The following is a 19,236-nucleotide window of genomic DNA, read 5'->3' as shown; positions in this document are numbered from 1 at the left end:
AAGAAAAAACCGGCCGAGGCCGGTTTTTGTCATTTCAGGTAGCGGTCGAACCAGCCTATGGTGCGGCGGCGGATGTCCCGCTGGTTGTCCGGCTTGCGGATCGCGTGGCCCTCGCCTTCGTATATCGTCAGCGAGGTCGGCACGCCCATGGCGCGCAGGCCGTGCCAGAATTCCTGCGACTGCACCGCCGGCGTCTCCACGTCGCGCTCGCCCACATACATCATGGTCGGCGTCTTGGCCGCCTTGATCGATTCGATCGGCGAGGCGGCGCGGTAGATGGCCGGATCGTCATAGGCGGTGGCGCCGAAGAACGGCACCATCCACTGGTCGATGCCGTTCTGGCCGTAGTAGCTGATCCAGTTGGCGATGCCGGCGCCGGCCACGGCCGCCTTGAAGCGCTGGCTGTGCGTGACGGTCCACATGGTCATGAAGCCGCCGTAGGAATGGCCCACCATGCCTAGCCGCTCGCCGTCCACCGGCGCGGCCTTGACCACCGCGTCCACGCCGGCCAGGATGTCGCGCAGGTCGCCGCCGCCGAAGTCGCGCCGGTTGGCGCGCGTGAATTCCTGGCCCTGGCCGTAGCTGCCGCGCGGATTCGGCAGGAAGACGTAGTAACCCTTGGCGGTCAGCTCGCGGATCAGCGGATTGGCCTGCTCGCCGCCGGCCACATAGCGCGGCGACGCGGCGGCGGCAGGTCCGCCGTGCACCTGCACCACCATGGGATACTTCTTGCCCGGCTCGGTCTTCTCCGGTCCCAGCAGCCAGCCCTGCACGCGGAAGGCGTCGCTGCTCCAACCTATGCTCTGCACCGACACCTGCGGCGTGAAGGCCGCGTTGTCCTGCGTGACGGCTTTCAGCTGCGGCAGCCGGCCGGCAACGATGTGCGGCGCGGTGCGGAAGTCTTCCACCGCCGCCGCCGCCATCGTACCGTCCGCGCTGAAGGACATGCGTCCGTCCGCGCCCGAGGTGCTGGCCGGGGCCGACCACAGCACCGCGTGCTTGCCGCCGCTGGTGCTCAGTTCCAGCGCCGCGTGGTCCGCGCCGATCAGCGCGGTGGCCAGCAGGCGCTTGCCGCGCCACGCCAGGCCGTTGAAGCTGCCCGCGTAGCCGGGCGTGATGTTGACCGGCTCGCCGCCCGCCAGCGGCACGGTGTACACGTCGCCGCCGATGGAGCCGAAGTCGCTCATCAGGCCGCCGATATAGGCCACGGTCTTGCCGTCCTCCGACACGTGCGGCAGGTTGAGCTGCGTGTTCGGCGCGGCGATCACGCGCTCGTTCCCGGCCGCGTCGATATGCAGCAGCTTGGCCACCCACCAGTTGTTGTCGCCGTTGCCCTTGGCGCCGGTGGCCACAAAACCCTGCCCGTCCGGCGTCCAGTCGTATTCGTAGATGTAGCTGTCGGCCGGCGACAGCAGCTTCAATGCGCCGCCGGCGGCGGGCACGGTGCCGATGCGCTGCGCATCGTCCACTTCGCCGATCTCGCCCACTTGCGGCGCGCCCGCTTCCACCGCACCCACCTGCTTGCGCGCGTTCAGCGTGGCCAGCAGCGCCAGGCGCTGGCCGTCCGGCGACCAGCGCGCGGTGTTGGCCACGCCCTTGATGGTCAGCAGCTGTTTGGCTTTGCCCTGCTGCGCCACGAACAGCATGGCGGTGCCGGCCTTGCTGTCGGATGCGATGAAGGCCAGGCTGCGGCCGTCCGGCGCCCAGCTCGGGCGGTCGTAGGAGCAGGTGGCGCAAGGGTCGTACTCGTTCAGCACCTTGCCGCTGGCCGCGTCGCGCACCACCACGGTGGAATGCGGACGCTTGGGCAGGCCGCCCGGGTCATTAGCTTCCAGCGCCACCACGCGGTCGCCGGCGCCGGACAAGGCCAGGGCGCGGTAGTCGCGCAGGGCCGGCCCCTCGGCCTGGGCAAGTGCGGCGGACAGCGCAGCCGTGGCCAGGAAAACTGCTTGCGCAGCGACTTTTACCTTCGCTTGGACCTGCATGGGCTTATCCTTTTTTGAGACGCGAGTTGTGGATGCTGTAACCGAAGTAAGTCACCACCGCCACCACCATCCAGACGGTGAAAATCACCTTGGTGGCGTGCGACAGGTTGATCATCAGGTAGGCGCAGGCGGCGATGCTCAGCGCAGGCACCAGGTAGGCGCCGAAAGGCACGCGGAAGCCGCCCTTGGTCGGGATGCCGGCCGCGCGGTCTTTGCGGCGCAGCACAGGCACGGCCACCGAGACGATGATGAAGGCGGTCAGCGTGCCCATGGAGACCATGTCCCACAGGAAGGTGGAGTCCACCAGGCCGGCCACCACGCCCACCACCGCGCTCACGATCAGCGTGTTGCTGACCGGGGAATGGGTAGTCGCGTTCACGGTCTGGAAGGTCTTCGGCACCAGGCCGTCCTTGGAGATGGCGTACAGGATGCGGGTCTGGCCGTAGATGGTCACCAGCGTGACCGAGAACACCGAGATCACGGCGCCGGCCGACAGCACCAGCGCGGGCCAGGCCTTGCCCGTCACGTCCTGCAGGATCACCGCCAGGCCGGCCGCCTGGCCTTCGAATTTGTGCGCGGGCTGCGCGCCCATGGCGGCCATGGCCACCAGCAGATAGAACACGGTGACGATCACCAGCGCGGCCAGGATGCCGATGGGGACGTTGCGCTTGGGGTTGCGCACTTCCTCGCCGGCGGTGGCGATGGTGTCGAGGCCGATAAAGGAGAAGAACACCGTGCCGGCGGCGGCGGCGATGCCGGTGGCGCCCGGCAGCCACTCGCCCGGCGTGGCCTTGATGAAGGGCGTGAAGTTCTTGGCGTCGAAGCCGCTGAAGGCGATGGCCACGAAGAAGATCAGGATGGCCAGCTTGACCATCACCATGATGGCGTTGGTGGTGGCCGACTCCTTGGTGCCGCGCACCAGCAGCACGCAGCACATGGCCACCAGCACCATGGGCGGCAGGTTGAAGTGGCCGGCGTTCCATGCCCAGCCTGTGGGCGTGGCCAGTATCATCGGCGTGCGCAGGGTCTCGGGGATCTGCCAGCCGATGGCGTTGACAAGGAAGTTGTTCAGGTAGTCCGACCATCCTATCGCCGTGGCGCTGGCCGCGAGGCCGTATTCCAGCAGCAGGCAGAAGGCCACGATGAAGGCCAGGAACTCGCCCACCGTGCTATAGGCGAAGGAGTAGGCGGAACCGGAAGCGGGAATGCGGAAGGACAGTTCGGCGTAGCACAGCGCCGTCAGGCCTGCGGTCAGCGCCGCCAGCAGAAACGACAGCACCACCGAAGGACCGGCCTTGGGCACCGCCTCCACCATGGTGAAGAAAATGCCGGTGCCAATAGTGGCGCCCACACCTATCATGGTCAGCGAGAACAAGCCCATGGACCGGCTCAGGCCTCCGGGTAGCGAGTCGCCCTGTTCGGCATGCAGACCTACCGGTTTGGTACGGGTCAGTTTCTGGACCAGCGTTTGATTCACAGGCATTCCTTGGTGATGATGGGTACGGTAAAAAACAAGCGATTATAGGGCTTTACGCGGCGCCCGCCACGATGAATTTTGTACAAGAATGGCAACAATGTTGTTGGGCTGGGACGCTTTCGGCCCGCGCCGCCGTCAGCGCTGGCCGAGGCGGGTGGAGCCGAACAAATCCTTCAGCTCGCGCGGCTGCGAGCGCCAGTACTGCGGCGGCGCCTGCACCTGCGCGCCCAGCCTGGCCGCCGCGTGCCACGGCCAGCGCGGGTCGTACAGCATGGCGCGCGCCAGGGCCACCACGTCCGCATCCTCCTGCGCCACGATGGATTCGGCGTGCTCGGGTTCCGTCACCAGGCCCACGCCTATGGTGGGCAGGCCGGTGGCGTGCTTGATGCGGCGCGCGAAATGGATCTGGTAGCCCGGCCCCAGCGGAATCTGCTGCAGCGGCGACACGCCGCCGCTCGACACGTGGATGAAGTGCGCGCCGGCCTGCTGCAGCTCGCGCGCAAAGGCCACGCTTTGCTCGATGTCCCAGCCGCCCTGCACCCAGTCCGAGGCCGAAATGCGCATGCCCACGCAGACCGACTCCGGCACCGCCGCCCGCACCGCGCGCAGCACCTCCAGCGGGAAGCGCATGCGGTTCTCCAGCGAGCCGCCGTATTCGTCCGTGCGCTGGTTGGACAGCGGCGACAGGAACTGGTGCAGCAGGTAGCCGTGCGCGCCGTGCAGCTCGATGCCTTCGATGCCCAGCGCATGCACGCGGCGCGCGGCGGCCACGAAGTCGTCCTTCACTTTCCGCAGGCCGGCCGCGTCCAGCGCCAGCGGCGGGTGCTCGCCGGCCGCATGCGGCACGGCGGACGGCGCCACGGTCTGCCAGCCGCCCTGCGACGGCGGCACGCTGGCGCCGCCCTCCCACGGCCGCTGGCTGGACGCCTTGCGCCCCGCGTGCCCCAGCTGCACCGCCAGCGGCATGGATGAATATTTGCGGATGGCCTGCACCACCGGCGCCAGCGCGGCCTGGTGCGCGTCCGACCACAGGCCCAGGTCCCAGGCCGAGATGCGGCCCTCGGGCGAGACGGCGGTGGCCTCCGTCATCAGCAGGCCCGCGCCGGACAGGGCCAGCTGGCCCAGGTGGATCATGTGCCAGTCCGTGGCCAGGCCGTCGTCGGCCGAGTACTGGCACATGGGGGCGATGGCGATGCGGTTGGCCAGCTTCAGCGGGCCGAGTGCGTAGGGGGTGAACAACTGGCTCATGGCGGCCTCCAATGGGAGAAAAAGGGAGAAAAAGGGAGCAAAAACAGCCAGTGTAACGCCACTTCAAGGCCCCGGTTACAGTTGCTTACTTTTGATACAGGGCCATGTATAGCTTGGGGCGTGGGGGATAGCTAATCTTGAGTCTCAGCAAAAAACAAAGGGAGATCATCATGGCGATCATCAAAAAAATTCCAACCGTCAGCAGCAGCTACTCGGCGCTGGGCATCGTTGCGGCGATCTCCGTCATCGCGCTGTGCATGGCCGGCAGCGCCGCCATTGCCGGCTGGCTGCCGGGCCAGCACCGCGCGGCCGACGGCGGCGATGATCTGCCACAGGTTTCCTCCGCCCCGCAGGCGACTCCGATTGCGGCTCCGGTTGCAGCACCCGCTGCTGCCCCGGCGCCCGACCGCTCCATGCAGCCGCGCGCGCGCCGCGCCGCGCACGTGACTTCCACAACCTAAGTCACAAAAACAACAAGCCGCCGCCGTGCGTCCGCGCGGCGGCGCAGCCTGAAAAGGGGACCTTCCATAGGGAAGCGTCCCCTTTTTTGCGTCCAGCCGCGCCTGCCCAACTTTTACTCATTGTTTTACCTATGAAACGATGATTTTTATTTGAGACAAAACGCTGGATTTGTGAAAAATGTCTGCTATATTTCAATCACATTACAACCCACATACGAAGCGCTGTTTTATATGTGGAACACATGAATTGTGAGAGAAATGATGATCGAAATCGAATTCCGCAACGTCGGCAAGAGTTTCATCGACCGGCAAACCTCACAGCCGCGTTCTGCGGTTACCAACGTCAACATTTCTATCCGCAGCGGGGAAGTCGTCTCCATCATCGGCCCGTCCGGCTGCGGCAAAAGCACGCTGCTGAACATGGGCGCCGGCCTGTACCTGCCCACCTCGGGCGAGGTCTACGTGAGCGGCGAGCTGGTGACCAAGCCGGTGAAGAAGGTGGCCTTCATGCTGCAGAAGGATTTGCTGATGCCCTGGCGCACCATCCGCGCCAACGTGGCGCTGGGCCTGGAGATCGACGGCGTGTCCGCCAAGGAGCGCGACCAGGTGGCCAACGCGCTGCTGGCCAAGTGCCACCTGAAAGGCTTTGAAAGCCACTACCCCTACCAGCTGTCCGGCGGCATGCGCCAGCGCGCCGCGCTGGCCCGCACCCTGGCGGTGGACCCGCACGTGCTGCTGCTCGACGAGCCCTTCTCCGCGCTGGATGCGCAGACCAAGATGATCCTCCAGCAGGACCTGGCGCAGATGCTGTACGAGAAACAGCGCACCGCGCTGTTCATCACCCACGACCTGATTGAAGCGATTGCCCTGTCGGACCGCCTGCTGGTGATGAGCGAACGCCCCGGCACCGTGATCGAGGAAATCATCGTCGATCTGCCGCACCGCAACGATCCGCTGGCGCGCCGCAAGCTGCCCGAAATCGGCCCCCTGGCGGGACGCCTGATGGAGCTGCTGAAAGTGGGCAAGGACCAGGAAGCCGAACTGCACTAACTTTTCACGAAATCAGGAGCGTATATGAGCATGCATAAAATCCTCGCCTCGGCCGCCTGCGCCGTAGCCATGGCCTTCGCCGCCGCACCAGCCATGGCGGCGCCTGAAGAAGTCACCTACCTGCTGCCGGCGCCGCCGAACACGCCGGCCTTCGCGCCGTGGATGATCGCGCAGCAAAAGGGCTACTACGCGGAAGAAAACCTGAAGGTGACCTTCGTCGCGGCCAAGGGCGGCGTGGACGTGGCCAAGCAGATCGGCGCGGGCAACGCGGTGATCGGCGGCGCCATCGGCGACACGCCCATCATCGTGCGCGCCAACGGCGTGCCGGTGAAAGCCATCGCGGTGCTGGGCGCGGGCTCGCTGACCATGGTGGGCGTGCACCAGGGCGGCGGCATCAAGTCGCTGGCCGACCTGAAAGGCAAGACCATCACCGTCATGTCCTACACCGACACCACCTACTACGCGCTGCTGGGCAATATGAAGCACGTGGACCTGGGCAAGAGCGACGCCGCCATCCAGGCCGCCGGCCCGTCGGGCGTGTGGCAGGTGTTCGCGGCCGGCAAAGCGCAGGCGCTGGCCGGCGTGCCGGACTGGATCGTCAGCGCCACCGACGCCGGCGCCAAGGTGGACATCATCGAAACCAATGGCTTCAAATCCATGGCCCAGGCCATCCTGGCTTCCGACGACACCATCAAGAACAAGCCGGAGCTGCTCAAGCGCCTGGTGCGCGCCACGCTGCGCGGCATGGAAGACATCATGAAGGATCCGAAGGCCGCCACCGCCGCCTACGTGGAAGCCGTCCCTTCCTACAAGGGCAAGGAAGCCAGCATCGAGCAGATCTTCAATATGTACCGCAAATACGTGTACGCCAACCAGAAGCCGCTGGGCCAGATCGACGCGGCGCGCATGGAGTCGGTGCAGAAGTTCTACGTCAGCGAAGGCATCGTCTCCAAGGCGGCCCCCGTCAACGACCTGTTCACCAACCAGTTCATCGGGACGGCGCGCTAAATGGACACCGCAACCTCTATCACGCCAGCCATGAGCACGCCCGCCAAAGCCGCCCCGCTGCTGAGCGAAAAAACGCGCACCGTGCTGGGCAGCCTGCTGGTGCTGGCCATCTTCCTGGCGGCCTGGGAATGGGGCCCGGGCGCACTGGGCATGCCTGAATTCATCCTGCCGCGCTTCTCGCGCGTGCTGCAGGAGTCGCTCTTCATGTGGAAGAACAGCGACCTGCTGGGCCACTTCGGCATCACCGCCATGGAAGTGGTGATCGGCTTCGCGCTCGGCTCCCTGCTCGGCCTCGCGGTCGGCGTGGCGCTGGGCCTGTCGCCGCGCGCCGAAGCCATGCTGTCGCCCTACATCCTGGCGCTGCAGATCGCGCCCAAGGTCGCCTTCGCGCCGCTGTTCGTCATGTGGCTGGGCTACACCATCTACCCCAAGATCATCGTCGCGGTGCTGATCGTGTTCTTCCCGGTGATGATCAACGTGCTGTCGGCCATCCGCACGGTGGACCCGGACATGGTGAACCTGGTGCGCACGCTGAACGCCTCGCGCTGGCAGATCTTCTGCCTGGTGGAGTTCCGCTCCGCCATGCCGGCCCTGTTCTCCGGCCTGCGCATCGCCTCCACGCTGGCCGTCATCGGCGTGACGGTGGGCGAACTGGTGGGCGGCAACCAGGGCCTGGGCTTCCTGCTGGTGGACGGCGAAGGCCAGGGCAACACGGCCGCCGTGTTCGTCGCCATCTGCGCGCTGACGCTGACCGGCATCGTCACCTACGGCGCGGTGGTGTGGGCGGAGCGGCGCGTGCTGCACTACCTGCCCAAAGCCGCCACCAGCACCAAATGAACCAGCAAGCAACAAGGAGCGACAGATGACTACTACCCAACTCCTGGCCGGCCGCAAGGTGCTCGTCACCGGCGCGGCGCGCGGCCTGGGCCTGGCCTTCGCCACCGCCATCGCCGAAGCCGGCGCCAGCGTGGCCCTGGCCGACATCCTGCACGACACGCTGGCCGCCTCGGTGGCGGCGCTGCGCGAACGCGGCCTGCAGGTGCACGGCCTGCCGCTCGACATGGCGGACCCGGCCTCGATCGAAGCCTGCGCCGCCGCGGCCGTGGCCCAACTGGGCGGGCTCGATGGCCTGGTCAACAACGCCGCCATCACCAACTCCGGCGGCAAGTCGTCCGAGCAGATCGACATCGCCATGTGGGACAAGGTGATGGACGTGAACGTGCGCGGCACCTGGCTGATGAGCAACGCCTGCCTGCCCGCGCTGCGCGCCTCCGGCAGCGGCGCCATCGTCAACCTGGCCTCGGACACGCCGCTGTGGGGCGCGCCCAACCTGATGGCCTACGTGGCCAGCAAGGGCGCCATCATCGGCATGACCCGGTCGCTGGCGCGCGAGGAAGGCGCCCACAACATCACCGTCAACGCGGTGGCGCCGGGGCTGACCAAAGTCGAAGCCACCGAATACGTGCCGGCCCAGCGCTACCAGACCTACCAGGACGGCCGCGCCCTGCAGCGCCTGCAGCTGCCGGAAGACGTGACGGGCGCGGTGCTGTTTGCGCTGTCCGGCCTGTCCCGCTTCGTCACCGGACAAGTCCTTGCCGTCAATGGCGGCTTCGTTATGAACTAAATCAGGAGTAATTATGAGCGACGCATCCGAACAAAAGCAGATCCAGCGCAGCTGGGACCAGCCGCAAGGCGCCTCCTTCGAGGAATGGATGAACACGCGCGTGGCGCGCTTCTCCACCCGCAAGTACGACTGGAACGCGCTGAAATTCCAGGCCGACTACGACCCGAAATACCGCCGCGCGCAGATGCGCTACATCGGCACCGGCGGCACCGGCGTGGCCAACGACAGCAGCGTGATCCCGTCCGAGCACTTCACCTTCTCCACCATGATCATCCCGGCCGGCCACGAAGGCCCGCCGCACCTGCACGTGGACGTGGAAGAAGTGTTCTTCGTCCTGCGCGGCAAGCTGAAGCTGGTGCTGGAAAAGGACGGCGAGCGTTTCGAGACCATCCTGACCGACCGCGACGTGGTGTCGATTCCGCCCGGCGTGTACCGCGAAGAGATCAACATCGGCGAGGAAGACGCGCTGATGTGCGTGATGCTGGGCGCGCAAAAGCCCGTCACGCCAACCTATCCGCCAGAGCACCCGCTGGCCAGCATCAAGCGAGGCTGAGATGAACTTCGCCGGCATCAGCGCCAAGGCCCCGGAAGCGGACGGCTTGCAGCACGCCCTGTCCCTGCTGGAGCGCCATTTCGCGGAGCGCACCGTGGCCGTCGAAGGCGGCGTGGCGAGCTACCGCGAGATCGCCCCGGCGCCGGGCGTGCCGCCTGCGCCAGCGGTCGTGCTGCTGCACGGCATAGGCTCGGGCGCCGCCTCCTGGCTGCCTTGCGCGCTGGAGCTGGCCGCCGCCGCGCCGGGCGCGCGCATCATCGCCTGGAACGCGCCCGGCTACGGCGCTTCCACGCCGCTGCCTTCCGCCCGCCCCGGCGCGGACGCCTACGCGGCCCGCCTGCGCCAGATGCTGCAGGCCCTGGGCGTGCTGGGCGCGCACGACAGCGGCCGCATCACGCTGGTGGGGCATTCGCTGGGCGCCATGATGGCGTCCGCCTACGCGGCGGCCCATCCCGCCACGCTGGACAAGCTGGTGCTGCTCAGCCCTGCGCGCGGCTACGGCCAGGCGGCGCGGCTGGAGCACGGTGCGCAAGTGGCGCGCGAACGCCTGTCCACCGTGGGCGAACTGGGCGTGCACGGCATGGCCACGCAGCGCTCCGCCCGCCTCCTGTCCGGCAACGCCAGCACCGCGCAGCGCGACTGGGTGCGCTGGAATATGGCGCAGCTGAACCTGCCCGGCTACACGCAGGCGGTGCATCTGCTGTGCGGCGACGCCATCGAGAACTACGCGCTGTCCGGCGCCGTCTGCGCAGTGGCTTCGGTCTACTGCGGCAGCGCCGACAACGTCACCACGCCGGACGACTGCCGCCTGGTGGCCGAACGCCACGGCCTGCCCTTCGCACTGATAGACCAGGCCGGCCACGCCTGCTACGTGGAGCAGCCATCCGCTGCCATGGCCGCCATCCTGAACTGACCACTACAACATAACGGGACAAAAAATGAACACCAAGCCTGAACAAGCGGAAGACGACAGCGCCGACAAATACACGGTGCCCGGCCTGGAACGCGGCCTGCGCCTGCTGTGCGAATTCAGCCGCAACGAGAAGACCCTGTCCGCGCCGGAACTGGCCAAGCGCCTGGACGTGCCGCGTTCCACCGTGTTCCGCCTGCTGACCACACTGGAGCGCATGGGCTTTGTCGAACGCGCCGAGGGCGGCCGCGACTACCGCCTCGGCATGGCCGTGCTGCGCATGGGCTTTGAATACCTGGCCTCGCTGGAGCTGACCGAAATCGGCCGCCCGCTGCTGGAGCGCCTGCGCGACGAAATCGGCTACTCCACCACGCTGGTGGTGCGCGACGCGCGCAACATCGTCTACGTGGCCAAGTCCAGCACCCCGGCGCCTTTCGTCAGCACCGTCAACGTCGGCACCCGCCTGCCGGCCCACGCCACCGTGCTGGGCCGCGTGCTGCTGCAGGACCTGACCCTGCCGCAGCTGCGCGAGCTGTATCCGGAAGAGCACCTGAAGGTGTATTCGGACAGCACCCCGCACACCGTGCTGGACCTGTTCAACCTGCTGCAGCAGGACCGCGAGCGCGGCTACGTATGGGAGCAAGGCTTCTTCGAGCGCGGCATTTCCACCATGGCCGCGCCGGTGCGCGACCACAGCGGCAAGGTGGTCGCCGCGCTGGGCGCCACCATCCCCGACCAGCACATCGGCGCTGAACAGCTGGAGCGCATCGTGGCCCAGGTGCGCGGCAGCGCAGGCGAGCTTTCGCGCCTGCTGGACCACGCGCCGACCGAAACCGCGCAAATCGTCAACCTCTGGCAGCGTTGATCTAACTCACGCAGCGCTGATTTTACGGAGCACACAATGAGCATGACCAATCTTGCAGGCCGGGTGGCGGTGGTGACGGGCGGTTCGTCCGGCATCGGCTACGCCACCGTGGAACTGCTGCTCGAAGCCGGCGCCGCCGTGGCCCTGTGCGGCCGCGACGCCGCCCGCCTCGACACCGCCGCGACGAAGCTGCGCGAGCGCTTCCCCGCCGCGCGCCTGCTGGCACAAAGCTGCGACGTGCTGGCGCCGGAACAGGTGGCCGCCTTCGCCGCCCGCGTGGAGCAGGAACTGGGCGCCGCGTCCATCCTGGTCAACAACGCCGGCCAGGGCCGCGTATCGACCTTCGCCGACACGGCGGACGAAGCGTGGATGGAAGAACTGCGCCTGAAATTCTTCTCCATCATCCACCCCACCCGCGCCTTCCTGCCGCAGCTGAAAACCTCGGCCGAAGCGGCGGTGGTCTGCGTGAACTCGCTGCTGGCGGTGCAGCCGGAGCCGCACATGGTGGCCACCTCCGCCGCGCGCGCCGGTGTGCACAACCTGGTGCGTTCGCTGGCCACGGAATTCGCGCCGGACGGCGTGCGCGTGAACGGCATCCTGATCGGCCTGGTGGAATCGGGCCAGTGGAAGCGACGCTTCGACGCCCGTCCCGAGGAAGACCAGCACCTGGACTGGGCCGCGTGGACGCGCCGCCTGGCACAGAAAAAACAAATTCAAATCGGCCGTCTCGGCCTCCCCGAAGAAGCAGCGCGCGCCATCATATTCCTGGCCTCTCCGCTCTCTTCCTACACTACCGGCAGCCATATCGACGTCTCTGGAGGACTTTCACGCCATGTCTAATACCAAACAAATCACCGTCGGCGGCGCCATCGCCGCTTTCCTCGAACAGTGCGGCGTCAAAGCTGCCTTCGGCGTGATCTCCATCCACAACATGCCCATCCTGGACGCCTTCGGCGAACGCGGACAGATCCGCTTCATCCCGGCGCGCGGCGAAGCGGGCGGCGCCAACATGGCCGACTCGTATGCACGCAGCACCGGCGGCCTGGGCGTATGCCTGACCTCGACCGGCACGGCGGCGGGCAACGCCGCCGGCGCCATGGTGGAAGCGCTCACCGCAGGCACGCCGCTGCTGCACCTGACCGGCCAGATTGAAACGCCTTACCTGGACCAGAGCCTGTCCTATATCCACGAGGCGCCGGACCAGCTGACCATGCTGAAGGCCGTGTCCAAGGCCGCCTTCCGCATCCGCAGCACGGACACCGCGCTGAGCACCGTCAAGCAGGCGGTCCAGATCGCGCTGACGCCACCCATGGGTCCCGTCAGCGTGGAGATCCCTATCGACATCCAGGCCGCGCTGATCGACATGCCGTCGGACTTCCAGCCGCTGCCCATCCAGCGCAACGAACCGTCCGTGCACGCGCTGGACGAACTGGCCGCGCAGCTGAAAAAAGCCAAGCGCCCCATGCTGTGGCTGGGCGGCGGCAGCCGCGGCGCATCGAAACAAGTGCAGCGCCTGCTGGACATGGGCTTCGGCGTGGTCACCACCACCCAGGGCCGTGGCGTGGTGGCGGAAGACGACCCGCGTTCTCTGGGCGCCTTCAACCTGCACAAGCCGGTCGAGAACTTCTACCAGACCTGCGACGCCATGCTGGTGGTGGGCTCGCGCCTGCGCGGCAATGAAACGCTGAAGTACGAACTGAAGCTGCCGCGCGCGCTGTACCGCATCGACGCCGATCCCGCCGCCGAAGGCCGCTGCTACAAGAGCGACTACTTCGTCTGCGGCGACGCCGAGCTGGCGCTGGAAGCGCTGGCCGACCGCCTGGAAGGCAAAATGCAGGTGGACCCGGGCTTCATCGGCGACCTGCAAAAAGCCCGCGACACCGCCGTGGCGGGCCTGGTTGACGGCCTTGGCCCTTACAGCGCGCTGGTGGACCAGCTGCAGCAAGCCGCCGGCCGCCGCTTCAACTGGGTGCGCGACGTGACGGTGTCCAACTCCACCTGGGGCAACCGCTACCTGCGCATCTTCGATCCGCTGGCAGGCGTGCACGCGCTGGGCGGCGGCATCGGCCAGGGCCTGGCCATGGGCATAGGCGCAGCCATCGGCGCGACCGTCACCAACTCGGGCAAGAAGACCTTCACGCTGGCCGGCGACGGCGGCTTCATCCTGAACCTGGGCGAGCTGGCGACTGCCGTGCAGGAAAAGGCGGACATGGTCATCGTGCTGATGAACGACAAGGGCTACGGCGTGATCAAGAATATCCAGGACGTGCAGTACGGCGGCCGCCGCCATTACGTGGACCTGCACACGCCGGACTACGCCGAGCTGTCGCACTCGCTGCAGCTGCGCCACGCCCGCGTGAGCAACCTGGCCGATGCAGGGGCGGCGCTGCGCACCGCGCTGGCCGAACCAGGCCCCTTCCTGCTGGAGATCGACATGCTGTCGATCGGCAGCTTCAAGACCGCCTTCGCCGGTCCTCCGGTGAAAACCGAAACGCCTGCCGAAGCCACCGCTTAAGGAACCGCCATGCTGCATGTATCGATGATAGGTTGCGGCGCCATCGGCGTCGGCGTGATGGAGCTGCTCAAGACGGATCCCGAGGTGGTGTTCGACCTGGTGATCGTGCCGCAGTCCGGCCTGGAACACGCCGGCGCCACGGTGCGCGAGCTGTGCCCGCACACCCGGGTGGACGTGGGCCTGAAGGGCAGCCGTCCCGACCTGCTGATCGAATGCGCGGGCCACCTCGCCATCGAGGAGCACATCATCCCTGCGCTGGAGAGCGGCATTCCATGCATGGTGGTGTCGGTGGGCGCGCTGTCCGAATACGGCCTGGCTGAAAAGCTGGAGCAGGCGGCGCAGCGCGGCAAGACCCAGGTGCAGCTGCTGTCCGGCGCCATCGGCGCGATCGACGCGCTGTCGGCGGCGCGCATCGGCGGCCTCGATTCGGTGGTGTACACCGGCCGCAAGCCGCCCGGCGCGTGGAAGGACACCCCGGCCGAAAAGGTGGTGGACCTGGACACGCTGACGCAGGCCACCGTGATCTTCGAAGGCACGGCGCGCGAAGCGGCGCGCCTGTACCCGAAGAACGCCAACGTGGCGGCCACGCTGTCGCTGGCGGGCCTGGGCCTGGACCACACGCAGGTGCGCCTGCTGGCCGACCCCGGCGTGACGGAGAACGTGCACCACGTGGAAGCGAGCGGCGCCTTCGGCGGCTTCGAGCTGACCATGCGCGGCAAGCCGCTGGCGGCCAATCCCAAGACTTCCGCGCTGACGGTATTCAGCGTGGTGCGCGCATTGAACAACCGCGCGCACGCCCTCTCGATCTAAGGGAAGACAGATGAACCCGAACATCACTCAACAAATCTGCGTCGCAGGCGAATGGCGCCTCGGCGGCGGCGACAAGTACGCCACGCTGTATCCGGCCACCGGCGAACCGGTGGCCTACCTGAACGCGGCCAGCGTGGCCGACGTGAACGAAGCCATCGAGCGCGCCGACCATGCCTTCCGCACCAGCGGCTGGGCGCAGCGCAAGCCGCACGAGCGCGCCGCCGTGCTGAACAAGGTGGCGCAGCTGATACGCGAACGCGGCGAGGAACTGGCGCAGATGCAGCGCCTGGACAACGGCAAGCCGATCACCGAAACGCGCAACCTGGTGGCCAGCGCCGCCGCCACCTTCCAGTTCTTCGCCGCAGCCTGCGAAACGCTGGAGGAAACCATCACCCCGGCGCGCGGCGACAACCTCACCATGAGCGTGTACGAGCCCATGGGCGTGGTGGCCGCCATCACGCCGTGGAACTCGCCCATCGCCAGCGAAGCGCAGAAGATGGCGCCCGCGCTGGCGGCCGGCAACGCCGTGGTGGTCAAGCCCGCAGAAGTGACGCCGCTGGCCGCGCTGGAACTGGCGCGCATCTGCATCGAGGCCGGCGTGCCGGCTGGCCTGATCAGCGTGTTGCCGGGCAAAGGCTCGGTGATCGGCGACGCCATCACCCTGCATCCGCTGGTCAAGCGCGTGTCCTTCACCGGCGGCACCAGCACCGGCAAGCACATCGCCCATATCGCGGCCGACAAGATGATGCCGGTGTCGCTGGAACTGGGCGGCAAGTCGCCCACCATCGTGTTCGAGGACGCGGACCTGGACCACGCGGTGGCCGGCGTGCTGTACGGGATCTTCAGCAGCTCGGGCGAATCGTGCATCGCCGGTTCGCGCCTGTTCGTGGCGCACAGCATTTACGACAGCTTCATGGAGCGCCTGGCCGCAGGCGCCGCCGCGCTGCGCGTGGGCGACCCGGCCGACGAGAACACCCAGCTCGGCCCGCTGATCACCGCGCGCCACCGCGACAGCATCGAGTCCTATGTGGCGCTGGGCGTGGCCGAGGGCGGCCGCATCCGCGTGGGCGGCATGCGTCCGCAAGGCGCGGCTTTCGACAAGGGCAACTACTACCTGCCGACCATTATCGAAGGCGTGCAGAACGACTGGCGCATCTGCCAGGAAGAGATCTTCGGCCCGGTGCTGGTGGCCATGCCCTTCACCGACGAGGAAGACCTGATCAGGCAGGCCAACGACAGCGTGTACGCGCTGGCGGCCGGCATCTGGACCCAGGACTACAAGAAGGCCTGGCGCTACGCCCGCGCGGTGCAGGCCGGAAACGTGTGGATCAACACCTATAAGCAGTTTTCGATTTCGACCCCGTTCGGCGGCTGGCGCGACAGCGGCCTGGGACGCGAAAAGGGCCGTCTCGGCATTCTGCAATACATGGAACAGAAAAGCGTCTACTGGGGCATGAACGACATGCCGCTGCCGTGGGCGCAGGGAGCGAAATAATGGATGTCCTTGGCATTGATGAAATCACCTACGGCGCGGACGACCTGCCCGCCTGCAAAACCTTCTTCTCCGACTGGGGCCTGAAGCTGGTGGAAGAAAACGAAGGCCTGCTGGCATTCGAAACGCTGAACGGCTGCCGCGTGCTGGTGCGCCGTTCGGACGACCCGGCGCTGCCGCCCGCCATCGAAGCCGGCCCGACGCTGCGCGAAGTGGTGTGGGGCGTGTCCTCGGCTGAAGTGATGGACCGCTTCGGCGCCATCGTGCGCGGCCTGCCCGGCGCATACGAAGACGCTGCCGCCGGCCGCATCGGCTGCACCGACCCGAACGGCCTGGCCGTGCGCTTCCAGGTGAGCCGCAAGCAGGACGTGGACGTGGAGTGCGCCGAGATGAACACCTGGTCGCACCGCCCGCGCGTGAACCAGCGCAGCCCGGCCTACGAACGCGCCACGCCTATCGAAGTGGGCCACGTGGTGTTCTTCGTCAAGGACGTGGCGGCCTGCGAAGCCTTCTACCGCAAGCACTTCGGCTTTGTGCAGTCGGACAGCTACCCCGGCCGCGGCGCCTTCCTGCGCTGCGCCGACGTGGGCGGCCACCACGACATCTTCCTGCTGCAGACGCCGGACCCGAAAGCTGGCCTGAACCATGTGGCATTCACCGTGCGCGACATCCACGAAGTGTTCGGCGGCGGCATGCATATGTCGCGCCAGGGCTGGGACACGCAGCTGGGACCGGGCCGCCATCCGATTTCATCGGCCTATTTCTGGTACTTCAAGAATCCGGCCGGCGGCTTGATCGAGTACTACGCCGACGAAGACCAGCTGGACGAGCACTGGGAACCGCGCGAATTCGAACCCGGCCCCACGGTGTTCGCCGAGTGGGCCATCGAAGGCGGCCTGGATGGCAACACGCGCCGCCAGCGCAATGCCAAGGCCCCCGAAGGCAAATTCCTGACCGACAAACCAAAGTCCTGAACGGAGACTCATCATGCAAGAACGTTATCTCACCGTGCACCAGACCCGCCGCCGTGAACCCACCGGCTACGAGGACCTGCTGGGCGATTCCATCGAGCGCGCTTTCGCGTCCGGCATCGCCGACCTCGCCGCGCTGGTGGCGCACCTGAACCGCACCGGCCCCGGCTTCCCCGGCGGCGGCGCGTGGACCGAAGAAGGATACCAGGCCGAAGTTGCGCGCCTGGCCGCTGAATGCTGAACAGGAAGGACAAGCCATGAGAACCGTAGCCAACGACCCAGTAGACGCCGTCCTCGCAGCCGGCCTGAAAGACCTGTGGTATCCAATCTGCCCGTCCGGCTTTGTGGCCGAGCGCCCCGTCTCGCTGCGCCGCCTGGGCCGCAAATTCGTGCTGTGGCGCGAAGCGAGCGGCAAGCTGCACGCGCTGGAAGACCACTGCCCGCACCGTGGCGCGCCGCTGTCCAAAGGCATCGCGCTGGGCGACCGCATCGCCTGCGGCTACCACGGCGTGCAGGTGCGCTTTGACGGCGTGGTGACCAGCGTGCCCGGCAGCCCGGGCTGCAAGCTGGAAGGCGCAAAAGCCACCCGCTCCTTCCATGTGCAGGAAGCGGCCGGCGCCATCTTCCTCTACAACGCCAGCAAGGACGTGGACCAGCCGCCGCCGCTCGAGCTGCCGCCCGAGCTGACCGCGCCCGAGTACTCCAACTTCCTGTGCTACGCCGAGTGGAACGGCGACTACCGCTACGTGCTGGACAACGTGCTCGATCCGATGCACGGCACCTTCCTGCACAAGCAGTCGCACTCCATGGCCGAAGGCGAGTCGACCGCCGCCTTCCGCGTGCGCGACACCGACACCGGCTTCGTCTTCGAGAAGGAAGGCCAGCGCGGCGTGAACTTCGACTGGACCGAATACGCCGAAACCGGCATCCAGTGGATGCGCCTTGAAATCCCGTATCCGAAGACCGGCGGCCCGGGCGGCAACTTCATCATCATCGGCGGCTATGCGCCGATGGAAGAAGGCGCCACCGCCGTGTTCTTCTGGCGCGTGCGCAAGGTGGAAGGCTGGCAGCGCGACACCTGGCGCTTCCTGTACAAGAACCGCCTGGAAGCGCGCCACTGGCACGTGCTGGAGCAGGACCGCGAGATCCTGGAGGCCATGGAGCCGGACGCCAACCAGCGCGAGATGCTGTACCAGCACGACATGGGCATCGTGCGCCTGCGCCGCCATCTGCGCGGCCTGGCCAAGGCGCAGATCGCCGCCGCCGAAGAGAAGACTGCCTAAGACATCAGAGTATCGGGAGCAATCGCCATGAGTAACAGTCAACAGATCACCGTGCGCGTGCAGGCCATGCGCTTTGAAGCGCAGGGCATCGTCAGCGTGGAGCTGGTGTCGCCGGAAGGCGCGGAGCTGCCCGCCTTCGCGGCCGGTTCGCACATCGACCTGCATCTGCCCAACGGCGTGGTGCGCAGCTACTCGCTGTCGAACTCCCCGCTGGAGCGGCGCCGCTACGTGATCGGCGTGCTGCATGACCGGAACTCGCGCGGCGGCTCGCGCTATGTGCACGAGCAGTTGCGGGTGGGCTCCACGATACAGATAGGCGCGCCGCGCAACAACTTCCCGCTCGACGAGACGGCCGCGCACACGGTGCTGATCGCCGGCGGCATCGGCATCACGCCCATCTACAGCATGCTCAACGAGCTGCGCCGCATGGGCAGGTCGGTGGAGCTGCTGTACTGCGCGCGCAGCCGCAAGGAGGCTGCCTTTGTCGACCAGCTGGTGGCCGAAGGCCGCGCGCAAACCCACTTCGACCAGGAAGCGGGCGGACCGCCGGACCTGCGCGGCTACCTGGCCAGCAAGTCCGCAGCGGCGCACTTCTACTGCTGCGGGCCCACGCCGATGCTCAATGCTTTCGAGAGCATCTGCGCGGAGCTGAAGCTGCCCAATGTGCACATCGAACGCTTTGCCCCGGCCGAGCCGGTGGTGGCCATGCAGGGCAGCGAGTACGAATGCCAGCTGGCCAAGTCGCAGAAGATGGTGATGGTCCCGGCCGGGAAATCGCTGCTCGACGCGCTGCTGGAAGCCGGCATAGACGTGGACCACAGCTGCCGCGAAGGCGTGTGCGGCTCGTGCGAAACGGCGGTGCTGGACGGCGTGCCGGAGCACCGCGACGGCGTGCTGACCAAGGCCGAACGCGAGTCGGGCAAGACCATGATGGTCTGCGTGTCCGGCTGCAAGGGGAAGCGCCTGGTGCTCGACCTCTAACGC

General features: G+C 67.1%; 19 protein-coding genes. 16 read left to right on the top strand and 3 right to left on the bottom strand.

Annotated features, from left to right (window positions below; translation table 11 throughout):
- Positions 1-29: 29 nt before the first annotated feature.
- The 3 genes from AC07S4_RS10155 to AC07S4_RS10145 all read right to left on the bottom strand — a co-directional run bounded on the left by AC07S4_RS10155 (position 30) and on the right by AC07S4_RS10145 (position 4,710).
- On the bottom strand, positions 30-1,985 hold the full coding sequence (locus tag AC07S4_RS10155; protein WP_494986529.1) for a S9 family peptidase: 1,956 nt from the start codon (positions 1,983-1,985) through the stop codon (positions 30-32).
- A gap of 4 nt (positions 1,986-1,989) precedes the next feature.
- A complete protein-coding gene (locus tag AC07S4_RS10150) occupies positions 1,990-3,462 on the bottom strand; it encodes an APC family permease (RefSeq protein WP_494986528.1) in 1,473 nt (490 codons plus the stop codon).
- Between the two features lie 135 nt (positions 3,463-3,597).
- Entirely contained in the window at positions 3,598-4,710 is a 1,113-nt protein-coding gene (locus AC07S4_RS10145; RefSeq protein WP_494986527.1) for an NADH:flavin oxidoreductase/NADH oxidase, read from the bottom strand.
- Positions 4,711-4,880: 170 nt separating this feature from the next.
- Here AC07S4_RS10145 and AC07S4_RS10140 point away from each other — a divergent pair, with 170 nt between their 5' ends.
- The 16 genes from AC07S4_RS10140 to AC07S4_RS10065 all read left to right on the top strand — a co-directional run bounded on the left by AC07S4_RS10140 (position 4,881) and on the right by AC07S4_RS10065 (position 19,233).
- Positions 4,881-5,171 carry a hypothetical protein gene (locus tag AC07S4_RS10140; protein WP_494986526.1) on the top strand — a complete coding sequence of 97 codons (291 nt, stop codon included), beginning with the start codon at positions 4,881-4,883 and terminating at the stop codon, positions 5,169-5,171.
- Between the two features lie 258 nt (positions 5,172-5,429).
- Complete coding sequence (locus AC07S4_RS10135; protein WP_494986525.1) at positions 5,430-6,221, top strand: ABC transporter ATP-binding protein; 792 nt, start codon at positions 5,430-5,432, stop codon at positions 6,219-6,221.
- A 30-nt stretch (positions 6,222-6,251) separates the two neighbouring features.
- Complete coding sequence (locus AC07S4_RS10130; protein WP_494987128.1) at positions 6,252-7,229, top strand: ABC transporter substrate-binding protein; 978 nt, start codon at positions 6,252-6,254, stop codon at positions 7,227-7,229.
- A complete protein-coding gene (locus tag AC07S4_RS10125) occupies positions 7,230-8,066 on the top strand; it encodes an ABC transporter permease (RefSeq protein WP_161071039.1) in 837 nt (278 codons plus the stop codon).
- A gap of 25 nt (positions 8,067-8,091) precedes the next feature.
- A complete protein-coding gene (locus tag AC07S4_RS10120) occupies positions 8,092-8,853 on the top strand; it encodes an SDR family oxidoreductase (protein ID WP_494986524.1) in 762 nt (253 codons plus the stop codon).
- A gap of 13 nt (positions 8,854-8,866) precedes the next feature.
- Complete coding sequence (locus AC07S4_RS10115; RefSeq protein ID WP_494986523.1) at positions 8,867-9,406, top strand: cupin domain-containing protein; 540 nt, start codon at positions 8,867-8,869, stop codon at positions 9,404-9,406.
- Position 9,407: 1 nt separating this feature from the next.
- A complete protein-coding gene (locus tag AC07S4_RS10110; protein WP_494986522.1) occupies positions 9,408-10,319 on the top strand; it encodes an alpha/beta fold hydrolase in 912 nt (303 codons plus the stop codon).
- Positions 10,320-10,344: 25 nt separating this feature from the next.
- A complete protein-coding gene (locus AC07S4_RS10105; RefSeq protein ID WP_494986521.1) occupies positions 10,345-11,181 on the top strand; it encodes an IclR family transcriptional regulator in 837 nt (278 codons plus the stop codon).
- Between the two features lie 36 nt (positions 11,182-11,217).
- Complete coding sequence (locus tag AC07S4_RS10100; protein ID WP_494986520.1) at positions 11,218-12,021, top strand: SDR family oxidoreductase; 804 nt, start codon at positions 11,218-11,220, stop codon at positions 12,019-12,021.
- Positions 12,014-13,696 (top strand): thiamine pyrophosphate-binding protein, encoded by a 1,683-nt coding sequence (locus tag AC07S4_RS10095; RefSeq protein WP_494986519.1) that lies wholly within the window; start codon positions 12,014-12,016, stop codon positions 13,694-13,696. Before AC07S4_RS10100 ends, AC07S4_RS10095 begins: the two co-directional genes overlap by 8 nt.
- A 9-nt stretch (positions 13,697-13,705) precedes the next feature.
- The gene (locus tag AC07S4_RS10090) at positions 13,706-14,506 is read left to right on the top strand and encodes an aspartate dehydrogenase (RefSeq protein WP_494986518.1); all 801 of its coding nucleotides are present in this window, start codon (positions 13,706-13,708) and stop codon (positions 14,504-14,506) included.
- Positions 14,507-14,516: 10 nt separating this feature from the next.
- A complete protein-coding gene (locus tag AC07S4_RS10085) occupies positions 14,517-16,001 on the top strand; it encodes an aldehyde dehydrogenase (protein ID WP_494986517.1) in 1,485 nt (494 codons plus the stop codon).
- Entirely contained in the window at positions 16,001-16,972 is a 972-nt protein-coding gene (locus AC07S4_RS10080) for a VOC family protein (protein WP_494986516.1), read from the top strand. The genes AC07S4_RS10085 and AC07S4_RS10080 overlap by 1 nt, the downstream gene beginning before the upstream one ends.
- A gap of 13 nt (positions 16,973-16,985) precedes the next feature.
- Positions 16,986-17,210, top strand: a complete 225-nt coding sequence (locus tag AC07S4_RS10075) for a recombinase-like helix-turn-helix domain-containing protein (protein WP_161071049.1) — start codon at positions 16,986-16,988, stop codon at positions 17,208-17,210.
- Between the two features lie 16 nt (positions 17,211-17,226).
- Positions 17,227-18,252 (top strand): Rieske 2Fe-2S domain-containing protein, encoded by a 1,026-nt coding sequence (locus AC07S4_RS10070; protein ID WP_494986515.1) that lies wholly within the window; start codon positions 17,227-17,229, stop codon positions 18,250-18,252.
- 27 nt (positions 18,253-18,279) lie between these two features.
- Positions 18,280-19,233: a PDR/VanB family oxidoreductase gene (locus tag AC07S4_RS10065; protein WP_494986514.1), complete on the top strand. Its 954-nt coding sequence runs from the start codon at positions 18,280-18,282 to the stop codon at positions 19,231-19,233.
- Positions 19,234-19,236 lie beyond the last annotated feature (3 nt).

This window comes from Pseudoduganella sp. GW821-FHT05F09 (assembly GCF_059419605.1).
Note: the sequence above shows the minus strand (reverse complement) of the source record. Positions and strands in the feature narration are given on the sequence as shown.